Annotated in this window: 17 protein-coding genes; 12 read left to right on the forward strand and 5 right to left on the reverse strand. The window is 70.2% G+C overall.

Annotation, left to right across the window (positions count from 1 at the left end; all coding sequences use genetic code 11):
- Positions 1-116 precede the first annotated feature (116 nt).
- From ispH to VEA98_RS04745, 5 genes are all read left to right on the forward strand, one after another.
- The gene (gene ispH, locus VEA98_RS04725) at positions 117-1088 is read left to right on the forward strand and encodes a 4-hydroxy-3-methylbut-2-enyl diphosphate reductase (protein WP_324811327.1); all 972 of its coding nucleotides are present in this window, start codon (positions 117-119) and stop codon (positions 1086-1088) included.
- Between the two features lie 82 nt (positions 1089-1170).
- Positions 1171-2070, forward strand: a complete 900-nt coding sequence (locus VEA98_RS04730) for a DUF4232 domain-containing protein (protein ID WP_324811328.1) — start codon at positions 1171-1173, stop codon at positions 2068-2070.
- Positions 2071-2118: 48 nt separating this feature from the next.
- The gene (locus tag VEA98_RS04735; protein WP_324811329.1) at positions 2119-3312 is read left to right on the forward strand and encodes a glycine C-acetyltransferase; all 1194 of its coding nucleotides are present in this window, start codon (positions 2119-2121) and stop codon (positions 3310-3312) included.
- An 8-nt stretch (positions 3313-3320) separates the two neighbouring features.
- The gene (tdh, locus tag VEA98_RS04740) at positions 3321-4361 is read left to right on the forward strand and encodes an L-threonine 3-dehydrogenase (protein WP_349255647.1); all 1041 of its coding nucleotides are present in this window, start codon (positions 3321-3323) and stop codon (positions 4359-4361) included.
- A 14-nt stretch (positions 4362-4375) separates the two neighbouring features.
- Positions 4376-4828, forward strand: a complete 453-nt coding sequence (locus VEA98_RS04745; protein WP_324811331.1) for an opioid growth factor receptor-related protein — start codon at positions 4376-4378, stop codon at positions 4826-4828.
- Between the two features lies 1 nt (position 4829).
- Here VEA98_RS04745 and VEA98_RS04750 read toward each other — a convergent pair whose 3' ends face one another.
- The 3 genes from VEA98_RS04750 to VEA98_RS04760 all read right to left on the reverse strand — a co-directional run bounded on the left by VEA98_RS04750 (position 4830) and on the right by VEA98_RS04760 (position 6979).
- Entirely contained in the window at positions 4830-5222 is a 393-nt protein-coding gene (locus VEA98_RS04750) for a hypothetical protein (RefSeq protein WP_324811332.1), read from the reverse strand.
- 94 nt (positions 5223-5316) lie between these two features.
- Positions 5317-5913: a thermonuclease family protein gene (locus VEA98_RS04755; protein ID WP_324811333.1), complete on the reverse strand. Its 597-nt coding sequence runs from the start codon at positions 5911-5913 to the stop codon at positions 5317-5319.
- Positions 5914-5974: 61 nt separating this feature from the next.
- Positions 5975-6979, reverse strand: coding sequence for a DNA topoisomerase IB (locus VEA98_RS04760; RefSeq protein WP_324811334.1), 1005 nt, complete (start codon positions 6977-6979; stop codon positions 5975-5977).
- Between the two features lie 148 nt (positions 6980-7127).
- On the opposite strand from VEA98_RS04760, the gene rlmJ reads away from it, so the two are divergent.
- The 3 genes from rlmJ (at position 7128) to VEA98_RS04775 (ending at position 11232) form a co-directional block, all read left to right on the forward strand.
- Positions 7128-7964, forward strand: a complete 837-nt coding sequence (rlmJ, locus tag VEA98_RS04765) for a 23S rRNA (adenine(2030)-N(6))-methyltransferase RlmJ (protein ID WP_324811335.1) — start codon at positions 7128-7130, stop codon at positions 7962-7964.
- Positions 7961-8662 carry a glutamine amidotransferase-related protein gene (locus tag VEA98_RS04770; protein WP_324811336.1) on the forward strand — a complete coding sequence of 234 codons (702 nt, stop codon included), beginning with the start codon at positions 7961-7963 and terminating at the stop codon, positions 8660-8662. Before rlmJ ends, VEA98_RS04770 begins: the two co-directional genes overlap by 4 nt.
- 77 nt (positions 8663-8739) lie before the next feature.
- A complete protein-coding gene (locus tag VEA98_RS04775) occupies positions 8740-11232 on the forward strand; it encodes an ATP-binding protein (RefSeq protein WP_324811337.1) in 2493 nt (830 codons plus the stop codon).
- A gap of 145 nt (positions 11233-11377) precedes the next feature.
- Here VEA98_RS04775 and hemF read toward each other — a convergent pair whose 3' ends face one another.
- A complete protein-coding gene (hemF, locus tag VEA98_RS04780; RefSeq protein WP_324811338.1) occupies positions 11378-12250 on the reverse strand; it encodes an oxygen-dependent coproporphyrinogen oxidase in 873 nt (290 codons plus the stop codon).
- A 650-nt stretch (positions 12251-12900) separates the two neighbouring features.
- On the opposite strand from hemF, the gene VEA98_RS04785 reads away from it, so the two are divergent.
- Positions 12901-14154 (forward strand): dipeptidase, encoded by a 1254-nt coding sequence (locus tag VEA98_RS04785; RefSeq protein WP_324811339.1) that lies wholly within the window; start codon positions 12901-12903, stop codon positions 14152-14154.
- Between the two features lie 2 nt (positions 14155-14156).
- Here VEA98_RS04785 and VEA98_RS04790 read toward each other — a convergent pair whose 3' ends face one another.
- On the reverse strand, positions 14157-14600 hold the full coding sequence (locus tag VEA98_RS04790) for a tRNA (cytidine(34)-2'-O)-methyltransferase (RefSeq protein WP_324811340.1): 444 nt from the start codon (positions 14598-14600) through the stop codon (positions 14157-14159).
- 196 nt (positions 14601-14796) lie between these two features.
- Between VEA98_RS04790 and petA the strand changes: the two genes are divergently transcribed.
- From petA to VEA98_RS04805, 3 genes are read left to right on the forward strand one after another with little or no spacing between them, the layout of a single operon-like run.
- On the forward strand, positions 14797-15333 hold the full coding sequence (gene petA, locus VEA98_RS04795) for a ubiquinol-cytochrome c reductase iron-sulfur subunit (protein WP_324811341.1): 537 nt from the start codon (positions 14797-14799) through the stop codon (positions 15331-15333).
- 17 nt (positions 15334-15350) lie between these two features.
- A complete protein-coding gene (locus VEA98_RS04800; RefSeq protein ID WP_324811342.1) occupies positions 15351-16679 on the forward strand; it encodes a cytochrome b/b6 in 1329 nt (442 codons plus the stop codon).
- A gap of 8 nt (positions 16680-16687) precedes the next feature.
- Positions 16688-17560 (forward strand): cytochrome c1, encoded by an 873-nt coding sequence (locus VEA98_RS04805; RefSeq protein WP_414642141.1) that lies wholly within the window; start codon positions 16688-16690, stop codon positions 17558-17560.
- Positions 17561-17673: the final 113 nt, after the last annotated feature.

The raw sequence follows: 17673 nt of genomic DNA on the forward strand, positions 1-17673 counted from the left end.
CAGCCCGACGCCGGGCGCAACGCTCGTTGCTGATAGCGGCTAAAGCGAGGCGCGGCAAACCCGCGCTGGCGCAAAGCGTGGTGGCGGTGAGGGGAGCGAGCGACTAGGTTCCGGCCATGACCCTGCACGCGCCGATCCCGGCTCCCGAAAAGCGTCCGCTGACCGTGCGGCTGGCCACCCCGCGCGGCTTCTGCGCGGGCGTCGACCGCGCCATCCAGATCGTCGAACGCGCCCTCGGGAAATACGGCGCGCCGGTCTATGTGCGCCACGAGATCGTGCACAACCGCCACGTCGTCGACCGGCTCAAGGCCATGGGCGCCGTGTTCGTCCGCGAGCTGGACGAATGCCCCGACGACCGGCCGGTGGTCTTCTCCGCCCACGGCGTCCCCAAGTCGGTGCCCGAGGGCGCCCGCGCCCGCGAGATGCTTTATCTCGACGCCACCTGCCCGCTGGTCTCCAAGGTCCACGTCGAGGCCGAGCGCCACCACGCCGCCGGCCGCCACATCATCCTGATCGGCCACGCCGGCCACCCCGAGGTGGTCGGGACCATGGGCCAGCTGCCGCCCGGCGCCATCAGCCTGATCGAGACGGTCGACGACGCCGAGGCCTTCCAGCGCCCCGGCGACGCCCCTCTGGCCTACGCCACCCAGACCACCCTGTCGGTCGACGACACCAGCGAGATCCTCGCCGTGCTCAAGCGCCGCTTCCCCGAACTGCCCGACCCGCACAAGGAAGACATCTGCTACGCCACCACCAATCGTCAGGAGGCGGTCAAGCGGCTGGGGCAGGGGTGCGATCTCGTCCTGGTCGTCGGCTCGAAGAACTCGTCCAACTCGGTCCGCCTGGTCGAGGTCGCGCTCCGGGCGGGGGCCCGCGACGCCCGTCTCGTCGATGACGCGACCCAGGTCGACTGGTCATGGCTCGACGGGGTCGCCACCCTTGGGATCACCGCCGGCGCCTCCGCCCCCGAGCCCCTGATCGAGGCGCTGGTCGACGCCGTCCGCGCCCGGTTCGACGCCGAGGTGATCGAGGACGCCGGCGAACGCGAGACCGTCACCTTCAAGCTGCCGCGCCTGCTCACCGCCTGAAGGCCGCCGCCCGGTTGACTTGCGCAAGCGGAGCCTTTGCCGTTGGCTGGCGTTAACCGTCGCGAGCAGTCCGAGGATGACCATGCGCTTCCGCACCGCCTTCGCCGCCCTCTCGATCGTCGCCCTCTCCGCCGCCTGCACCCAGGAGGCCGAGACTCCGCCGCAGCCCGTCGAGCCGTCGCCCGCGCCGGCCACGCCGCCCGCCCCGCCGATCAGCTACGCCTGCGAGAGCGGCCAGTCGGTGACCGTCGCCTATCCCGACACCGCCACGGCCCGGTTGACCTACAGGGGCCAGGCCTACGCCCTGCGTACCGTCCAGTCCGCCTCGGGCGCCCGCTATGCCGGCTCGGAACTCGAATGGTGGACCGTCACCCGCGACGGCCAGGAGAGCGCCACCCTCAGCCGACTCGGCCCCAACGACGACGTCGGCGTCGCGGTGCTGGAGCGCTGCAGCCGCCCCAGTTCCGGCGCGGTGCCGACCGGTCCCGTTCCCGCGCCCCAGCCCGGCCCGGGCGGCGTCCTGCCGGCCTCAGCCCCCTGCAAGGGGCCCCAGCTGCGGCTCTCCACCGCGGGCGGCGACGCCGGCATGGGCCATCGCGTCTCGATCGTGGCGGTGCAGAACCTCGGCGCGCAGGCGTGCAGCCTGACCGGCTATCCCGCCGTCAGCCTGCAGGACAGCCGCGGACGGACCCTGACCACGGTCCGTTCCGAGCAGCGTCCCGGCAGCTATCTCCGCAACGGCGAGGCCCCGACTCCGGTCGAGCTGGCGCCCCAGGGCAAGGCCTTCTTCGACCTGGCCACGACGGTCATCCCGAACGAGGCCCAGGGCGAGACCGTCTGCCCCTCGGCGGCGCGGGTCCGCACCGCCCCCGGAGACACCTCGCCGGTGACGCTCAGCCAGTCGTTCACGGCCTGCGGCGGCAAGATCGAGGTCAGTCCCTTCCGCGCCGTGGCCGAGCCCGCGCCGGTTCCGTCGGCCTGACCGCCCAAGGGCTTCAAACCGCGTTCAAAACGGCGTAGCGGAGCGCGCATGACAGCCAGCTTCTATGACCGCGTGCGCGCGGACCTCGCCGACATCGACGCCCAGGGCCTGACCAAGCCCGAGCGGGTCATCGCCTCCCGCCAGGGCCCGGTGATCCGGGTCGGCGGCCGCGACGTGCTGAATTTCTGCGCCAACAACTATCTCGGCCTCGCCGGCGACGAGCGGGTGACCCAGGCGGGCATCGAGGCCCAGGAACAATGGGGCGCCGGCACGGCCTCGGTGCGCTTCATCTGCGGCACCCTCGAAATCCACAAGGAGCTGGAACGCGCCATCGCCGGCTACCTCGGCTTCGAGGACGCCATCCTGTTCGCCGCCGCCTTCGACGCCAACGGCGGCATCTTCGAGCCGCTGTTCGGGGAAGAGGACGCCATAGTCTCCGACAGCCTCAACCACGCCTCGATCATCGACGGCGTCCGGCTGTGCAAGGCCAAACGCTACCGCTTCGCCAACTCCGACATGGACGAGCTGGAGACGCGGCTGAAGGAGGCTCGCGCCGCCGGGGCCCGCAACATCGTCATCGCCACCGACGGCGCCTTCTCGATGGACGGCTACATCGCCAAACTGAACGAGATCCGCGCCCTGGCCGACCGCTACGACGCCCTGATCATGGTCGACGACTGCCACGCCACCGGCTTCCTCGGCCCGCAGGGCAAGGGCTCCTACGCCCACCACGGCGTCGAGGTCGACTTCGTCACCGGCACCTTCGGCAAGGCGCTCGGCGGCGCCATGGGCGGCTTCATCTGCGCGAAATCCGAGGTGGTGGCCCTGCTCAAGCAGCGCGCCCGGCCCTACCTGTTCTCCAACGCCCTGGCCCCCGCCGTCTGCGGCTCCTCGATGGAGGCGATCCGCATCTCCGCCGGCGCCGAGGGCGACGCCCTGCGCACCCAGCTGTTCGCCAACGCCGCCCGCTACCGCGCCGCCATGAGCGACGCCGGCTTCAACCTGCTGCCTGGCGAACACCCGATCATCCCGGTCATGCTCGGCGATGCGAAGCTGGCCCAGGACATGGCCGCCCGCATGCTGGAGCTCGGCGTCTACGTCATCGGCTTCAGCTTCCCGGTGGTGCCCCGCGGCCAGGCCCGCATCCGCACCCAGATGTCGGCGGCCCACACCTTCGAACAGATTGATCAAACGGTCGCGGCGTTCATGACGGCCGGCAAGGAATTGGGAGTGATCGCGTGACTGACACCATGAAGGCTCTGGCCAAGACCCGTCCCGAAGTCGGACTCGAACTGATCGACGCGCCCATCCCCGTCGCCGGCGACGAGGACGTGCTGATCAAGGTCCACAAGACCGCCGTCTGCGGCACGGACATCCACATCTGGAACTGGGACGAGTGGAGCCAGAAGAACGTCCCGGTGCCGATGATCACCGGCCATGAGTTCGCCGGCGAGATCGTCGCCATCGGCAAGGACGTCGACCGCCGCCTCAAGGTCGGCCAGCGCGTCTCGGCCGAGGGTCACGTCATCGACCTCAACTCCGAAGCCGCCCGCGCCGGCCATTTCCACCTCGACCCCGACACTCGCGGCATCGGCGTCAACCGTCAGGGCGCCTTCGCCGAATACGTCGTGGCCCCGGCCTTCAACGTCATCGAACTGCCCGACGACGTGCCCTATGAGATCGGCTCGATCCTCGATCCGTTCGGCAACGCCGTGCACACGGCCCAGCAGTTCGACCTCCTCGGCGAGGACGTGCTGGTCACCGGCGCGGGTCCGATCGGCATGATGGCCGCCGCCGTCGCCCGCCACGCCGGCGCGCGCACCGTCGTCCTGACCGACATCAACGATTTCCGCCTTGAGCTCGCCCAGAAGGTCGCCCCCGGCGTCCGCACCGTGAACACCACGAAGGAAGACCTGAAGGACGTGATGCACGAGCTCGGCCTCAAGGTCGGCTTCGACGTGGCGCTGGAGATGTCCGGCTCGCCGATCGCCTTCAAACAGTGCGTCGACACCCTGATCATGGGCGGCGGCATGGCGCTGCTGGGTATTCCGTCGAAGCCGATGGAGACCGACTGGGGCCAGATCATCCTCAAGGCCCTGACCATCAAGGGCGTCTACGGCCGCGAGATGTTCACCACCTGGCGCAAGATGCTGGGCCTGCTCAAGGCCGGTCTCGACCTGACCCCGCTGATCACCCACCAGATGTCGTACCAGAACTACCGCGAGGGCTTCGAGGCCATGCGCTCGGGCCAGTCGGGCAAGGTCGTGCTGGACTGGGACAAGGCGGCGTAAGGGCCGACCAGACCATGGCGGTCCGGCCCATCGTGGCCTTTCTGGAAGGGGAGGGGACGGACGCGCGCGGCCGCACCCTGTTCGACGTGCTCGGCTTCGACGACGCGGCGCTGGAGCTGAACCACGACTTCATCCAGTGGCTGTTCCCGCTGCGGGAGCCGTCGGGGGCCGTGCCCGACGCGCCCGTCCTGACGGCGGACGACATGCAGGCGATCCACGACTCGATCCTCGCCCAGTGCGCGCTCGCCGCAGCCACGGACCGGATGGAGGCCTTCTATCGGTCGACGCACGCGTGGCTGCAGCCTCACGACCACAACCACCTGCGCATCACCCGCATCATCCGTTCGCTGCGGCTGCTGCGCGGCGACGCCGAGGCCGACGCCTTCCGCGCCATGATCCTGTCGCTGGTCGAGGCGGCGCGGGCGCCGGTCAGCGCCCGCAGCCGCGGTTACTGGACGACCGCCTAGATCAGGCGGCGACCGCCTCGTCCTTCTTCATCGTCGCCATGAAGACGATGATGACGAACAGCAGCATCGAACCGACCAGCATGATCTCGGACGCGATCATGCCCGGCAGGAAGAACGGCTTGCCCAGGAACATCAGCGTCAGGGACGGCATCAGGATCAGGAAGCCGAGCACGGACAGGGTGAAATGAACCATCGGCAGCCAGCCGCGCGCCGCGGCGGGGAAGGCCCGGTAGAACAGGCCGAACAGCATCATCGACGCGAAGCCCAGCAGGTTGATGTGGGCGTGCACAGGGCGCAGCACGAAATTCTCGTTGGCGCCCATCCACACGCCCAGCGACATGCCGACCAGGGCCGACAGCACGCCGAGACGCAGGAAATTATTTGAAACAGACATGGAAGGTCCCTCCGACAAACGGCGTCCGTAGAGCGCCGTTCTCCCAAGGGTTCAAGTTACATCCAATTCAGTCTTTCGGCGCAATCGGGGCGGCTCAGCCTGCCCGCGCGGCGCGGGACCGGCCGCGCCACTGCTCGGGCCGGTCGAACGATCCGTTCCAGGCCCCCAGCGACCCGGCGCGCGCCGCCGTTTCCTCGTCGACATAGTCCTGGCTGTAGCGCCGGTAGGCCAGCGCCAGCCCGTCGGCGACGAGGGCCTGGGCCACGTCGACGCCGTCCCGTTCGCAGCGGCTGACCTTGCGGCCGTAGCGGTCCGTGTCGCGCACTTCGCAGACCAGCCGGCGGCCCTCCGCCCTGTCCTCCAGCGCCCGGGTCGCCGCCGCTCCGCAGGCCCAGGGTCCCCGTGGCCCGTCGCACATCTGGTTCCGCTCGAAGGCGTCGATGCCGTGCAGCCGCACCCGCACCCCGCCGACGTCCAGAGTGTCGCCGTCGATGACCCGGCCGACGCCCTCCAGCCGGTTGGCGGCGCTCACGGGCTCGGACTCGGCCCGGGCCGTATCGCCCTCCGGCCGCAGGATCAGCGCCACCGCCAGCACCGTCACGGAAACCACCAAGGCCTCGATCAGCCGCGCCGCGCGGCTGCGCCGGCCGGACGTCCGGCGCAGCGCGCGAGGGTATCGACGTCCGGCCACGGATCACCTGTCGGGTTGTTCCCCCGCAGGGTCGGCGATCAACCTTTCCCGAACGTTGCCGTCAGCCGCCCAGCACCCGGGCCAGGGCCCGCTCGAAGGTCGCCGCCTCGGGGCCGGGCAGCACCCCGTGCAGCCGCCCCTCCTGATAGAGGTCGAACACCCGGGGATGGACATAGGAGGCGCGGCACACCGTCGGCGTATTGCCCAGCAGCCCGGCCACGGCCTTGACGCAGACGTTGATCCGCCGCTTCGCCTCGGTCGGCGACGACGGCGGCTCCATGTCGCGCAGCGCCCGCGCCGCCGACACCGTCCCGGCCCAGGTGCGGAAGTCCTTGGCCGAGAACTGCTCGCCCATGGCCTCGCGGATATAGGCGTTGACGTCGTCCGAAGTGACCGCACACAGCTCGCCGGTCTCGTCGCGGTATTTGAACAGCTGCTGCCCCGGCAGTTCGCGCAGGCCGCGCACCACCGTCGCCAGCCGCCGGTCCCGCACCCTGACCTCGTGCTCCACCCCGCTCTTGCCCTTGAAGGCGAAGATCAGCGCCGCCCCGTCGACCTCGAGGTGCCGCTTGTTCAGCGTCGTCAGGCCGTAGGACCGGTTCTGCTTCGCATACTGGGCGTTGCCGACCCGGATCAGGGTCAGCTCCAGCAGCCGCACCGCCGTGGCCAGCACCTTCTCGCGGCACGGCCCCCGCCGGTTCAGGTCCGCCTCGACCCGCTTGCGCAGCTTCGGCAGGGCGCGGGCGAAGGCGGGCAGGCGCTCGAACTTGGTCTCCGCCGCATGGGCGCTCCAGTCGGGGTGGTAGCGGTATTGCTTTCGCCCCTTCACATCCCGCCCGATGGCCTGGATGTGCCCCGAGGCGCGCGGGCAGATCCACACCTCCGTCCACGCCGGCGGGATGGCCAGCGCCCGGATCCGCTCCAGCGCCGTCTCGTCGGTGATCTCCCGCCCCCTGGCGTCGTGGTAGTGGAAGCCGTCGCCCGCCGCGGTGCGCCGGATGCCGGGCGACTCGTCGCTGCACCAGGTCAGGCCCTCGGGGATGGCCGCGGGGTCGGCGAGGCTCACCCCCGGGCCTCGCGCGGCGTGCGGTCGTCGTTGGAGAGGGCGGGGCGGTCGGTCATCGGTGCGTCCGGTTCGGCCTGCGCAAACGACAGCGCTCGCCCGCCGGTTCCTCCGCCCTTGACCGCGCCGCCCGCAGGGGGGAACAGCAGCCATGAACTACCGCCACAGCTTCCACGCCGGAAACTTCGCCGACATCGTCAAGCACGCCCTCGTGCTCTGGCTGCTGCAGCGGCGCCAGGCCGACGGGCCGGTGACGGTGATCGACACCCACGCCGGCGCCGGCGTCTACGACCTGACCGGCGACGCCGCCCGCTCGAAGGAGGCCGAAGCCGGCGTCGCCCGCCTGATGGCCGCCGCCGACCGTCCGCCGCTGATCGAGGCCCTGGCGGCCGAGGTGGCCACGCTCAACCCCCACGGCGGCGCCGCCCTCTACCCCGGCTCGCCCCTGCTCATCGCCGGCCGCCTGCGCCCCGCCGACCGCTATGTCGGCTTCGAGCTCAACCCGCCTGTGCTGGACCTGCTGGAGCAGGCGCTGGAGCCCTTCCCCGAGGCGGTGGGCATGGGCGGCGACGGCTACGACCAGGCCCATGCCTGGGCCGCCCGGGCCCCCGGCCCCTTCGTCCTCATCGATCCGCCGTTCGAGCGCCCCGACGACTACAACCGCGCCGCCGCTGCGGGCGCCGCCATCGCCCGCGCCGACCCCCGCGCCACCGTCGCCATCTGGACCCCCCTCAAGGACATGGAGACCTTCGACGGCTTCCTGCGCCGCCTCGACCAGGCCGGGGTGAAGCGGCTGCTGGTCGCCGAGGCCCGGCTGCGTCCCCTGACCAATCCGATGAAGATGAACGGCTGCGCGGTGGTGGTCCTCAATCCTCCCGCCGGGGCCGAAGCCGCCGCCTCGGAAATCTGCGGCTGGGTCGCCGGCCGGCTCGGCGACGCCGGCGCGAGGGCTGAGGTGTGGATGACCGGCGACGGAGCCTCCGCATGAGCCGCATCGCCATCCTCGAGACCGGCGCTCCGCCTCCCGCCCTGGCCCAACGGCACGGCGACTACCCGGCCATGTTCCGCGCCCTGCTCGGCGACGGCTATGTCTGCCAGGCCTTCGACTCCCGGGCCGGCGACTGGCCCGAGCCCGCCGCCTTCGACGCCGCGATCATCACCGGCTCCTCCGCCGGCGTGTACGAACCCCATCCGTGGATCGCCGACCTGCTCGACTGGATCGGTGAGGCGAAAGGCCGCACCGGCCTGATCGGCGTCTGCTTCGGCCATCAGGCCATGGCCCAGGCGCTCGGCGGCCGGGTCGAGAAGTCGGAGCGCGGCTGGGGCGTCGGCCTGCACCGCTACGACGTGGTCTCGGCCGAGCCGTGGATGGTCCCGCCGCTCGGGACCGTAGCCATCCCGGTCTCGCACCAGGACCAGGTGGTCGAGCAACCCCCCGGGACCCGTGTCACCCTGACCAGCGCCTTCACCCCCTTCGCCGGACTGGCCTGGGACGACGACGCCATCAGCCTGCAGGGCCATCCGGAGTTCACCCCCGCCTACGCCGCCGAACTGACAGGCGGCCGCCGCGAGCGCATCGGCCCGGCCCTGGTCGACGAGGCGCTCGACAGCCTGACCCGGCCCGACGACCGCGAAACGGTCGGCGAATGGCTGCGGCGCTTCATCGCCTCCCGCGCCGGCCGCTAGGCGTCCGCCTTCCGGCCGTTCGCTAAAACTTGCGCAACATATGTGTGCGAGGACCGGGGGGTCACGCCGGAAACCTCATGTCGCTTCTTCGTATCCTTGCGGCGAGTTTCGTTCTGCTCGTCGTCCTTGCCGGCGCCCCCAGCGGGTTCGCCCAGCCGCCTGTGGCCGGCGCGGGGGCGGACGCGCTCGGCCTGGCGCGGTTCGTGGAGCGGCGCGCCGCCTCGACCAATTTCGACGCCCTCGAGACCTTCGGCCGCGAGGCCCTGCGCCGCGACGACCGCGAGGGTCTGAACCGGCTCTATCACGTCACCTGGACGATCCTGAACCAGGGCGAGTTCGCCCGCGCGGCGGTGTGGAACCGGCGTCTGGAGCAGGCCGCCCGGCGGCGCAACGACGCGCGCTACATCGACATCGCCCACCTCAACGCCCTGACCATGCGCTACGACCAGGGCGAGACCGGCGTCGGCGCCGAGATGGCCCGCTTCGCCCGGACCGGCCGCGACTGGTTCGTCCGCGCCCATGCCGCCCGGCTGGCCGCCCTGGCGCTGGTCGACGAGGGCCGCATCGGCGAGGGCCTCGAGCTCCTGACCCGGGCCCAGGCCGACATCCCGGTCGACGATCCCTTCGCCCCGACCGCCCAGGCGGGCATCTGGGAAGTCGCCGGCATGGGTCTCAAGGACCTCAACGACGTCGACGGCGCCGCCGACGCCTTCCGCAAATTCGAGGTCGACTTCTCGAACCCGGCCTATCCCCGCCCGGATTTCGACAGCCTCTACAACCTGACCATGATGGCGGTGAGGATCGGCGACCAGGCCCGCGCCGCAGACTACTACGCCGCGCACCACCGGCTGGCGCAGCGCTCCGACCTCCCGACCCTGCCGATCTACGACGCCAGCCTGTGCGCCACCGTGGCCAGCGCCCGCCACGCGCCCCGCGAGGTCCTGGCCTGCCTCGAACCCTACGGCGAGACCCTGGGCGCGGCCGCCTTCCTGTCGCGCGACATCCTGCCCCTGCGCGCCATCGCCCGCGCCCAGACCGGCCAGACCGGGGCCGCCCGCCGCGACCTGCGCCGCCTCCGCGCCGAGAACGCCGGGATCGAGACCGATCACGTCGAGGCCGAGGTGTTGTTCGCCGAGGGCCGCGCCGCCGAGGCCTACCGCATCCTCCGCGCCCACATGGAGCAGAGCGAGATCATCTCGGCCCGCAATTTCAGCGCCGGCATCCACCAGGTCACCGGCAACATGCAGCAGCAGCTCGCCGAGCGCCGCCGCCAGCTGGAGACGGCGCGTGACAACACCAACCTGCAGCGCGCGGTCATCGCCATCGGCGTGGTCTTCCTGCTGTTCGCCATCGGCACCGTGGTCTGGCTGTCGCGCCAGGCCGACCGGCTGCGCAAGGCCCAGCGCCGGGCCGAGGACGCCAACCGCGCCAAGAGCGAATTCCTCGCCAATATGAGCCACGAGATCCGCACCCCGCTGAACGGCGTCGTCTCGATGGCGGACTCCCTGACCCGGCGGCCGCTCGGCGCGCAGGAACGCGAGATGGTCGAACTGATCCGCTCCTCGGGCGTGACCCTCGAACGGCTGCTCTCCGACATCCTCGACAGCGCCAAGATCGAATCCGGCCAGGTGGCGATCGAGCCGGCGCCGTTCGATCTCGAGCAGCTGGTCGGCGACATCGGCGCCCTGTGGCGGGTCAAGGCCGAGGACAAGGGCGTGGCGCTGGAGGTCGAGTTCGACCCGGCCCTGTCCGGCCTCGTCGAGGGCGACGCGGTCCGCCTGCGCCAGGTGCTGACCAACCTCGTCAGCAACGCCCTGAAATTCACCAGCCAGGGATCGGTCAGCCTCGCCGTCCGGGCCGTGGAGGCCGGCGTCGCCTTCCGCGTCAGCGACACCGGCGTCGGCTTCGACACCGAGCAGCGCAGCCGCATCTTCCGGCGCTTCCAGCAGGCCGACGGCTCGATCACCCGCCGGTACGGCGGCACCGGCCTGGGCCTCGCCATCTCGACGACCCTGGTCGAGCTGATGGGCGGCGCCCTGGACTGCGAGAGCACCCCGGGCGAGGGCTCCAGCTTCTGGTTCGAAATCCCCCTGCCGCGCGTCGAACGGGCCCGGCCCCAGGCCGCGGCGCCGGAGGCCGTGGCCCGCGACCTGACCGCGGCCCCCCTGCGCATCCTTCTCGCCGACGACCACCCGGCCAACCGCAAGGTCGTCGAGATCATGCTGGGCGCGACCGACATGGAACTGGTCGCGGTCGAAGACGGCCTGCAGGCGGTCGAGGCCTTCAACGGCGGCGGTTTCGACCTGGTCCTGATGGACATGCAGATGCCGGTCATGGACGGGCTCAGCGCCACCGCCGCCATCCGCCGGCACGAGGCCGATCAGGGCCTCGCCCGCACCCCGGTGATCATGCTGACCGCCAACGCCATGGCCGAGCACGTCGAGGCGGGCCGCGCCGCCGGGGCCGACGCCCACCTGACCAAACCCGTCACCATGACCAGCCTGTTCGCCGCCATCGGCGCCGCGCTGGAGCCGCTCGGGGAAGCCGAGGCCGAGCTGGAGTCGGCCTGACCCCCATCGTCACCCTCGGGCTTGACCCGAGGGCCAGACCATCCGGTGCTCCGTGAAGAAGGCGCGGGCCCGCTCCAAAGGCCGCTCCTGTCGGACAGCTCGCCCCTGCATCTGGCCCTCGGGTCAAGCCCGAGGGTGACGCGCCTCACGGCCACTTCACCACCGGCGGCATCGAGCTGAGGATCGACTCCACATTGCCCCCGGTCTTCAGTCCGAACATGGTCCCGCGGTCGTACAGCAGGTTGAACTCGACGTACCGGCCGCGCCGCACCAGCTGCTCCTCGCGCTCCGCCGCCGTCCACGGCTCCACCATCCGGCGCGCGACGATCTCCGGATAGACCTTCAGGAAGGCCTCGCCGACGTCCTGGGTGAAGGCGAAGTCGCGGGCGCGGTCGCCGCTGTCCAGATGGTCGTAGAAGATGCCGCCGGTGCCGCGCGGCTCGTTGCGGTGGGGCAGCCAGAAATACTCGTCGCACCACGCCTTGAACTTCGCATGCCAGGCCGGGTCGTGGGCGTCGCAGGCGGCCTTCATCGCGGCATGGAAGGCCAGGGTGTCGGGATGGTCGTCCCGCCGCTCGGCGTCCAGCACCGGCGTCAGGTCCGCTCCGCCGCCGAACCAGCCCTGCGTCGTGGCGATGAAACGGGTGTTCATGTGCACCGCGGGCACGCGCGGGCTGACCGGGTGAGCGATCAGGCTGATCCCGGTGGCGAAGAAGCGCGGGTCCTCCGCCGCCCCCGGAACCGACCTGGCATAGTCGGCCGGAAAGGTCCCGTGCACGGTCGAGACATGCACCCCGACCTTCTCGAACAGCCGCCCGTGCATCATCCCCATGACCCCGCCGCCGCCTTCGCGCCGGTCCCAGGGCGTGCGCGTGAAACGGCCGGGTTCGCCGGGAAACAGATCGGCCGGCGCGGCATCCTCCAGCGCCTCGAACGCCGCATGGATTCGATCCCGCAAGGCTTCGAACCAGGCGCGGGCTTCGGTCTTCTGCGGGGCGAGCGGGTCGGCGTCGGTCATGGCGAGGCTTCTATGCGGTCCGCACGACCCGGTGAAGTGCGGCGCTTTCATCCGGCGGACGTGGCCGGCCCTCGTCACCTCCCCATCGCTCCACGACTCCCACGCGCTGGTTCATCACAAAGGCCGCGAAGAAGGCGCGAAGGACACGAAGGGAGCCTGCCCGGTCCCCCTTCGCGGGCCCTTGCCCGCCTTCAAAGAAAGGCGTGTCCCTGCCGGGAGCCGCAAGGCCGCCGGCCCCCTTCGTGTCCTTCGTGCCGTCTTCCTTCGTGCCCTTCGTGACGAACCTCGGCGCCCGACCCCGTGACGCTGTGCTGACAATCCGGGAATTCATAGTCGGGTTCAGCGGATAATCTCGCGCCCGATCAACGACATGGCGGATTCCCGACCCCGTCTTCCCGCCGCAGCAGCCGGCAGGCGCATAATGCTCCGGTTCGTCACGTCCCGGCGGGCGCGGTCTTTGACATCAGGTTCACGGCTGCCGGGCGCGCTGTCCGGACGAACGCGGCGCACTCAACGCACTCTGTGCACTCTATGCACTCTATGCACTCTACGGACGCTATGGACGCTACGGACTGTTTTTTCCGCCAGGCTCGACCGTTGACGCGTCGCCTCCGTCTGCCACTGTCGGGCATCGCTTCCGGGAGCCTGTGATGATCCGCGCCGCCCTTCTCTCCACCGTCGCCGCCGTGATGGCCGCCGCTCCCGCCATGGCCCAGGACGCCGCCGCCGCCCGGCGCATCCTCGAGCGCACGCCGCTGATCGACGGCCACAACGACCTGCCCTGGGCCCTGCGCCAGCAGCACGGTAATGACCCGCACGCTGTCGACCTGACCACCAACCTCGACGCCTCGACGGCCCTGCACACCGATATCCCCCGCCTGCGCGCCGGCGGCGTCGGCGGCCAGTTCTGGTCGGTCTATGTCCCCGCCAGCCTCACGCCCGTCGAGGCGGCCAAGGCCACCTTCGAGCAGATCGACACCGTCAAGCGCATCGTCGCCGCCCACCCCGACGTGTTCGAGCTGGCGACCACCGCCGACGACATCCAGCGCATCCACCGGCGCGGCCGTATCGCCTCCCTGATCGGCATGGAAGGCGGCTATTCGATCGACGACTCGCTCGGGCTGCTGCGCGAGTTCCACGACGCCGGGGCCCGCTACATGACCCTGACCCACTCGACGACCACGACCTGGGGCGACAGCGCCACCGACGCGCCGAAATGGGGCGGGCTCAATCCTTTCGGCGAAGAGGTCGTCCGCGAGATGAACCGTCTCGGCATGATGGTCGACCTCAGCCACGTCTCCGAGGAGACCATGCTGGACGCCATGCGGGTGTCCGAGGCGCCGGTGATCTTCTCCCATTCCTCGGCCCGCGCCGTCACCGCCCACCCGCGCAACGTGCCGGACAGCGTGCTGCGCCTGATGGCCGAGGACGGCGGCGTGGTCATGGTCACCTTCGTTCCCGGCTTCATCAGCGAGACCGTCCGGGCCTGGAGCGCCGCCCGCTCGGCCGAGGACGCCCGGCTGAAGTCGCTGAACCCCGGCGATCCCGCCGCCGTCGCCGCCGGGTTGCAGGCCTGGATGGCGGCCCATCCCACGCCCCGCGCCGGGATCGCCGACGTCGTCGCCCACATCCAGCACGTCCGCGACGTGGCCGGCATCGACCACGTCGGCCTCGGCGGCGACTTCGACGGCGTGTCCGCCCTGCCGGACGGGGTCGACGGCGTCGACGCCTACCCCCGCATCCTCGCCGCCCTGATGGCCAATGGCTGGAGCGAGGCCGACATCCGCAAGCTGGCGGGCGAGAACATCCTGCGCGTCATGCGCGCTGTCGAGGCGGTGGCCGGCAGCCGGGAGGATGACAGGCCCAGCCTGGCCCGCCTGCCGGACGAAGGCGCGCCCGAGTAGCCTCAGCCCCCGGTCTGCCTCAGCCCCTCCCACAGGGCGATCCCGGCGCTGACCGACAGGTTCAGTGACCGCGCCCCCGGCCGGATCGGGATCACCACCCGCGCATCGGCCGCTGCATGCACAGGATCCGGCGCCCCGGCGGTCTCGCTGCCGAACAACAGGGTGTCGCCGGCCTCGAAGCGGAAATCGTCCAGCGGCGTCGCCCCCCTGGTCGTGAACAGCACCAGTCGTCCCGGCCCCCGGTCGCGCTGGAAATCGTCCCAGCCGGCGTGCCTGACCATGTGCCCCAGCGGGCCGTAATCGAGCGCCGCCCGCTTCATCGCCCGGTCGTCGAAACGAAAGCCGGTGGGCTCGATGACGTGCAGTTCCACCCCGAAACAGGCGCCCAGACGGATGCAGGCGCCCACGTTCTGCGGAATGGCCGGTTGAAAAAGGGCGAGACGCATTCTAAGGCCCTCATACGCGCGGCCCGGGGGCTTGTCGCGGCTCGATTTGCGAGCGTTTCTCACGAGACGCCAGCACCTTGCGGCGATGCGCCGCAAAGCCGGGCCGGGCCAGCCATCGGGGAGTCCGCTAAAGGAACGACAGCGTTGAAACGGCGCGCCGCAGGGCGACGCCGCCAACGGCTCAGGAGACGAATCGGTGGCTGCAGACCAGGGCGATCCGAACCATCAGGATCCCAATCGTAGAGACTTCATCCACATCGCAGCCGGCGCGGCCGCGGTGGGGGCCGGGGCCATGGCCGCATGGCCGCTGGTCAATTCGATGAACCCGGCCGCCGACACCCTGGCGCTGTCGACCATCGAGTTCGACCTGACCAAGGTCCAGGAAGGCCAGCAGGTCGTCATCAAATGGCAGGGCAAGCCGGTGTTCGTGCGCTATCGCACCCCGGCCGAGGTCGAGCGCGCCCGCGCCGACGACCGCGCCGGCCTCAAGGACCCGGAGACCGACGCGGACCGCGTCAAGCCGGGCCACCAGCAGTATCTCGTCGTTCTCGGCTCCTGCACCCACCTGGGCTGCGTGCCGACCTTCGGCGCCGGCGATTACGGCGGCTGGTTCTGCCCCTGCCACGGATCGCACTACGACACCTCGGGCCGCATCCGGAAGGGTCCGGCGCCGAAGAACCTGGTCGTGCCGACCTATGACTACGTGTCCGACACCCGCGTGAAAATCGGCTGAGGACGGGCGAGAAAACGATGAGCGATCACGAATCCACCTATGTCCCCAAGACCGGCGTCGAGAAGTGGCTGGACAGCCGCCTGCCGATCGTCCGCTTCGGCGCCGACTACATGGCGCTGCCCACCCCGAAGAACCTGAACTACTGGTGGACCTTCGGCGGCATCCTGGCCCTCTGCCTCGTCGTGCAGATCGCCACGGGCGTCATCCTGGCCATGCACTATGTGCCCAACACCGAGATGGCCTTCGCCTCGGTCGAGCGCATCATGCGTGACGTCAACGGCGGCGACATCATCCGCTACACCCACGCCAACGGGGCCTCGATGTTCTTCATCGCGGTCTACCTGCACATGCTGCGCGGCCTCTACTACGGCTCCTACAAGGCCCCGCGCGAGATGATCTGGATCGTCGGCTGCGTGATCTTCTTCCTGATGATCGCCACCGCCTTCCTCGGCTATGTCCTGCCGTGGGGCCAGATGTCGTTCTGGGGCGCTGAGGTGATCACCAACCTGATCGGGGCGATCCCGCTGGTCGGCGAGCCGATCCTGGTCTGGCTGCGCGGCGGCCCGGCCATCGACAACGCCACGCTGAACCGCTTCTTCTCGCTGCACTACCTGCTGCCGTTCGTCATCGCCGGCTGCGTCGTGCTGCACCTCTGGGCCCTGCACCACGCCGGCCAGAACAATCCGGTCGGCATCCTGATCCCCAAGGACCGGATGAAGAAGGACACCGTGCCGTTCCACCCGTATTTCACGGTCAAGGACGGCTTCGCAATCATCCTCTTCCTGATGCTGTTCGCCCTGTTCGTCTTCTTCATGCCGAACGCCCTGGGCCACGCCGACAACTACATCCCGGCCAATCCGCTGCAGACGCCGGCGCACATCGTGCCCGAGTGGTACATGCTGCCGTTCTACGCGATCCTGCGCGCCATCCCCGACAAGCTCGGCGGCGTCATCGCGATGTTCGGCGCCATCGGCGTGCTGTTCGTCCTGCCGTGGCTGGATACGTCCAAGGTGCGCTCGATGCGCTACCGCCCGGCGATGCGGACCTTCTTCATCATCTTCGTGCTGGTCGGCATGGGTCTGGGCTGGTGCGGGGCCCAGCTTCCCGACGCGCCGGTGATCCCGGGCATGCCCAGCTTCACCCTCTTTGACGGCGCGCTGAACAGCTACCTGTGGCTGACCCGCCTGCTGACCTTCTATTACTTCCTGTTCTTCCTGGTGCTGATGCCGCTGGTCGGCCTGCGCGAGACCCCGCGGCCGATCCCGGCGACCATCTCCGAGCCGGTCCTGCCGGGCGGGGACGCCATGACCGCCGCCGCCCCGGCCTCGCCCGAGAAGAAGGGCTGAGAGCGACCATGACCCTCGAGACTTCGATGCGTTCGATGAAAAAGACCCTGGTCCTGATCGCCGCGGCGGCCGGCCTGACGCTCGCCGCCCAACCGGCGCTGGCGTCCGGCGGCGCGGCCCACCCGCGCAGCGGCGGCTTCAGCTTCGAAGGGCCCTTCGGCACCTTTGACCAGGGCCAGCTGCAGCGCGGCTACAAGGTCTATCGGGAAGTTTGCGCGTCCTGCCACAGCATGGACCTGATGCATTTCCGCACCCTGGCCGAGCCCGGCGGCCCGTTCTACGACGAGCATCAGGCCAATCCGGCCGAGAACCGCTTCGTCAAGGTGCTCGCCGCCGAGGTCCAGGTGCCGGACATCGACAGCGAGACCGGCGAGCCGATCATGCGCGACGCCGTCCCGGCCGACCGCTTCCCCAACCCGTATCCGAACGCCACGGCCGCGGCCGCGGGCAACGGCGGTGCGGCCCCGCCGGACCTTTCGGTCATGGCCAAGGCCCGCCACGACGGCGCGAACTACATCTACTCGTTGCTGTCCGGTTACCGGACCCCGCCCGCCGGCCTCGAGATCCGCCCGGGCCAGTACTACAACCCGTACATGGCCGGCGACCTGACGCCGTTCGTGGCCGAGGGCGCCCATGTGCCGGAGGGCGGTTTCATCGCCATGCCGCCGCCGCTGATGGACGGCCAGGTGACCTATGACGACGGCTCGAAAGAGACGGTCGACCAGTACGCCAAGGACGTCGCCGCCTTCATCGCCTGGGCGTCGGACCCCAGGCAGGTCCAGCGCAAGCAGTCGGGCCTCGGCGTGCTGATCTTCCTCTTCCTGTTCGCGGGCGTCACCTACGTCAGCTACCGCCGCATCTGGAAGGGCGTGGCGCACTAGCCAGCGCCGCTTTCCACGGATCGACAAATCCGCCGGAGCCCCTGCTCCGGCGGGTTTTTCATGCGCTATTGCCATCCAAGAAAAAGAACTTTATGACATAAAGCATAGAGGGA

Source organism: Brevundimonas sp. (assembly GCF_035627055.1).
In the GTDB taxonomy this organism is placed as follows: Bacteria; Pseudomonadota; Alphaproteobacteria; order Caulobacterales; family Caulobacteraceae; genus Brevundimonas.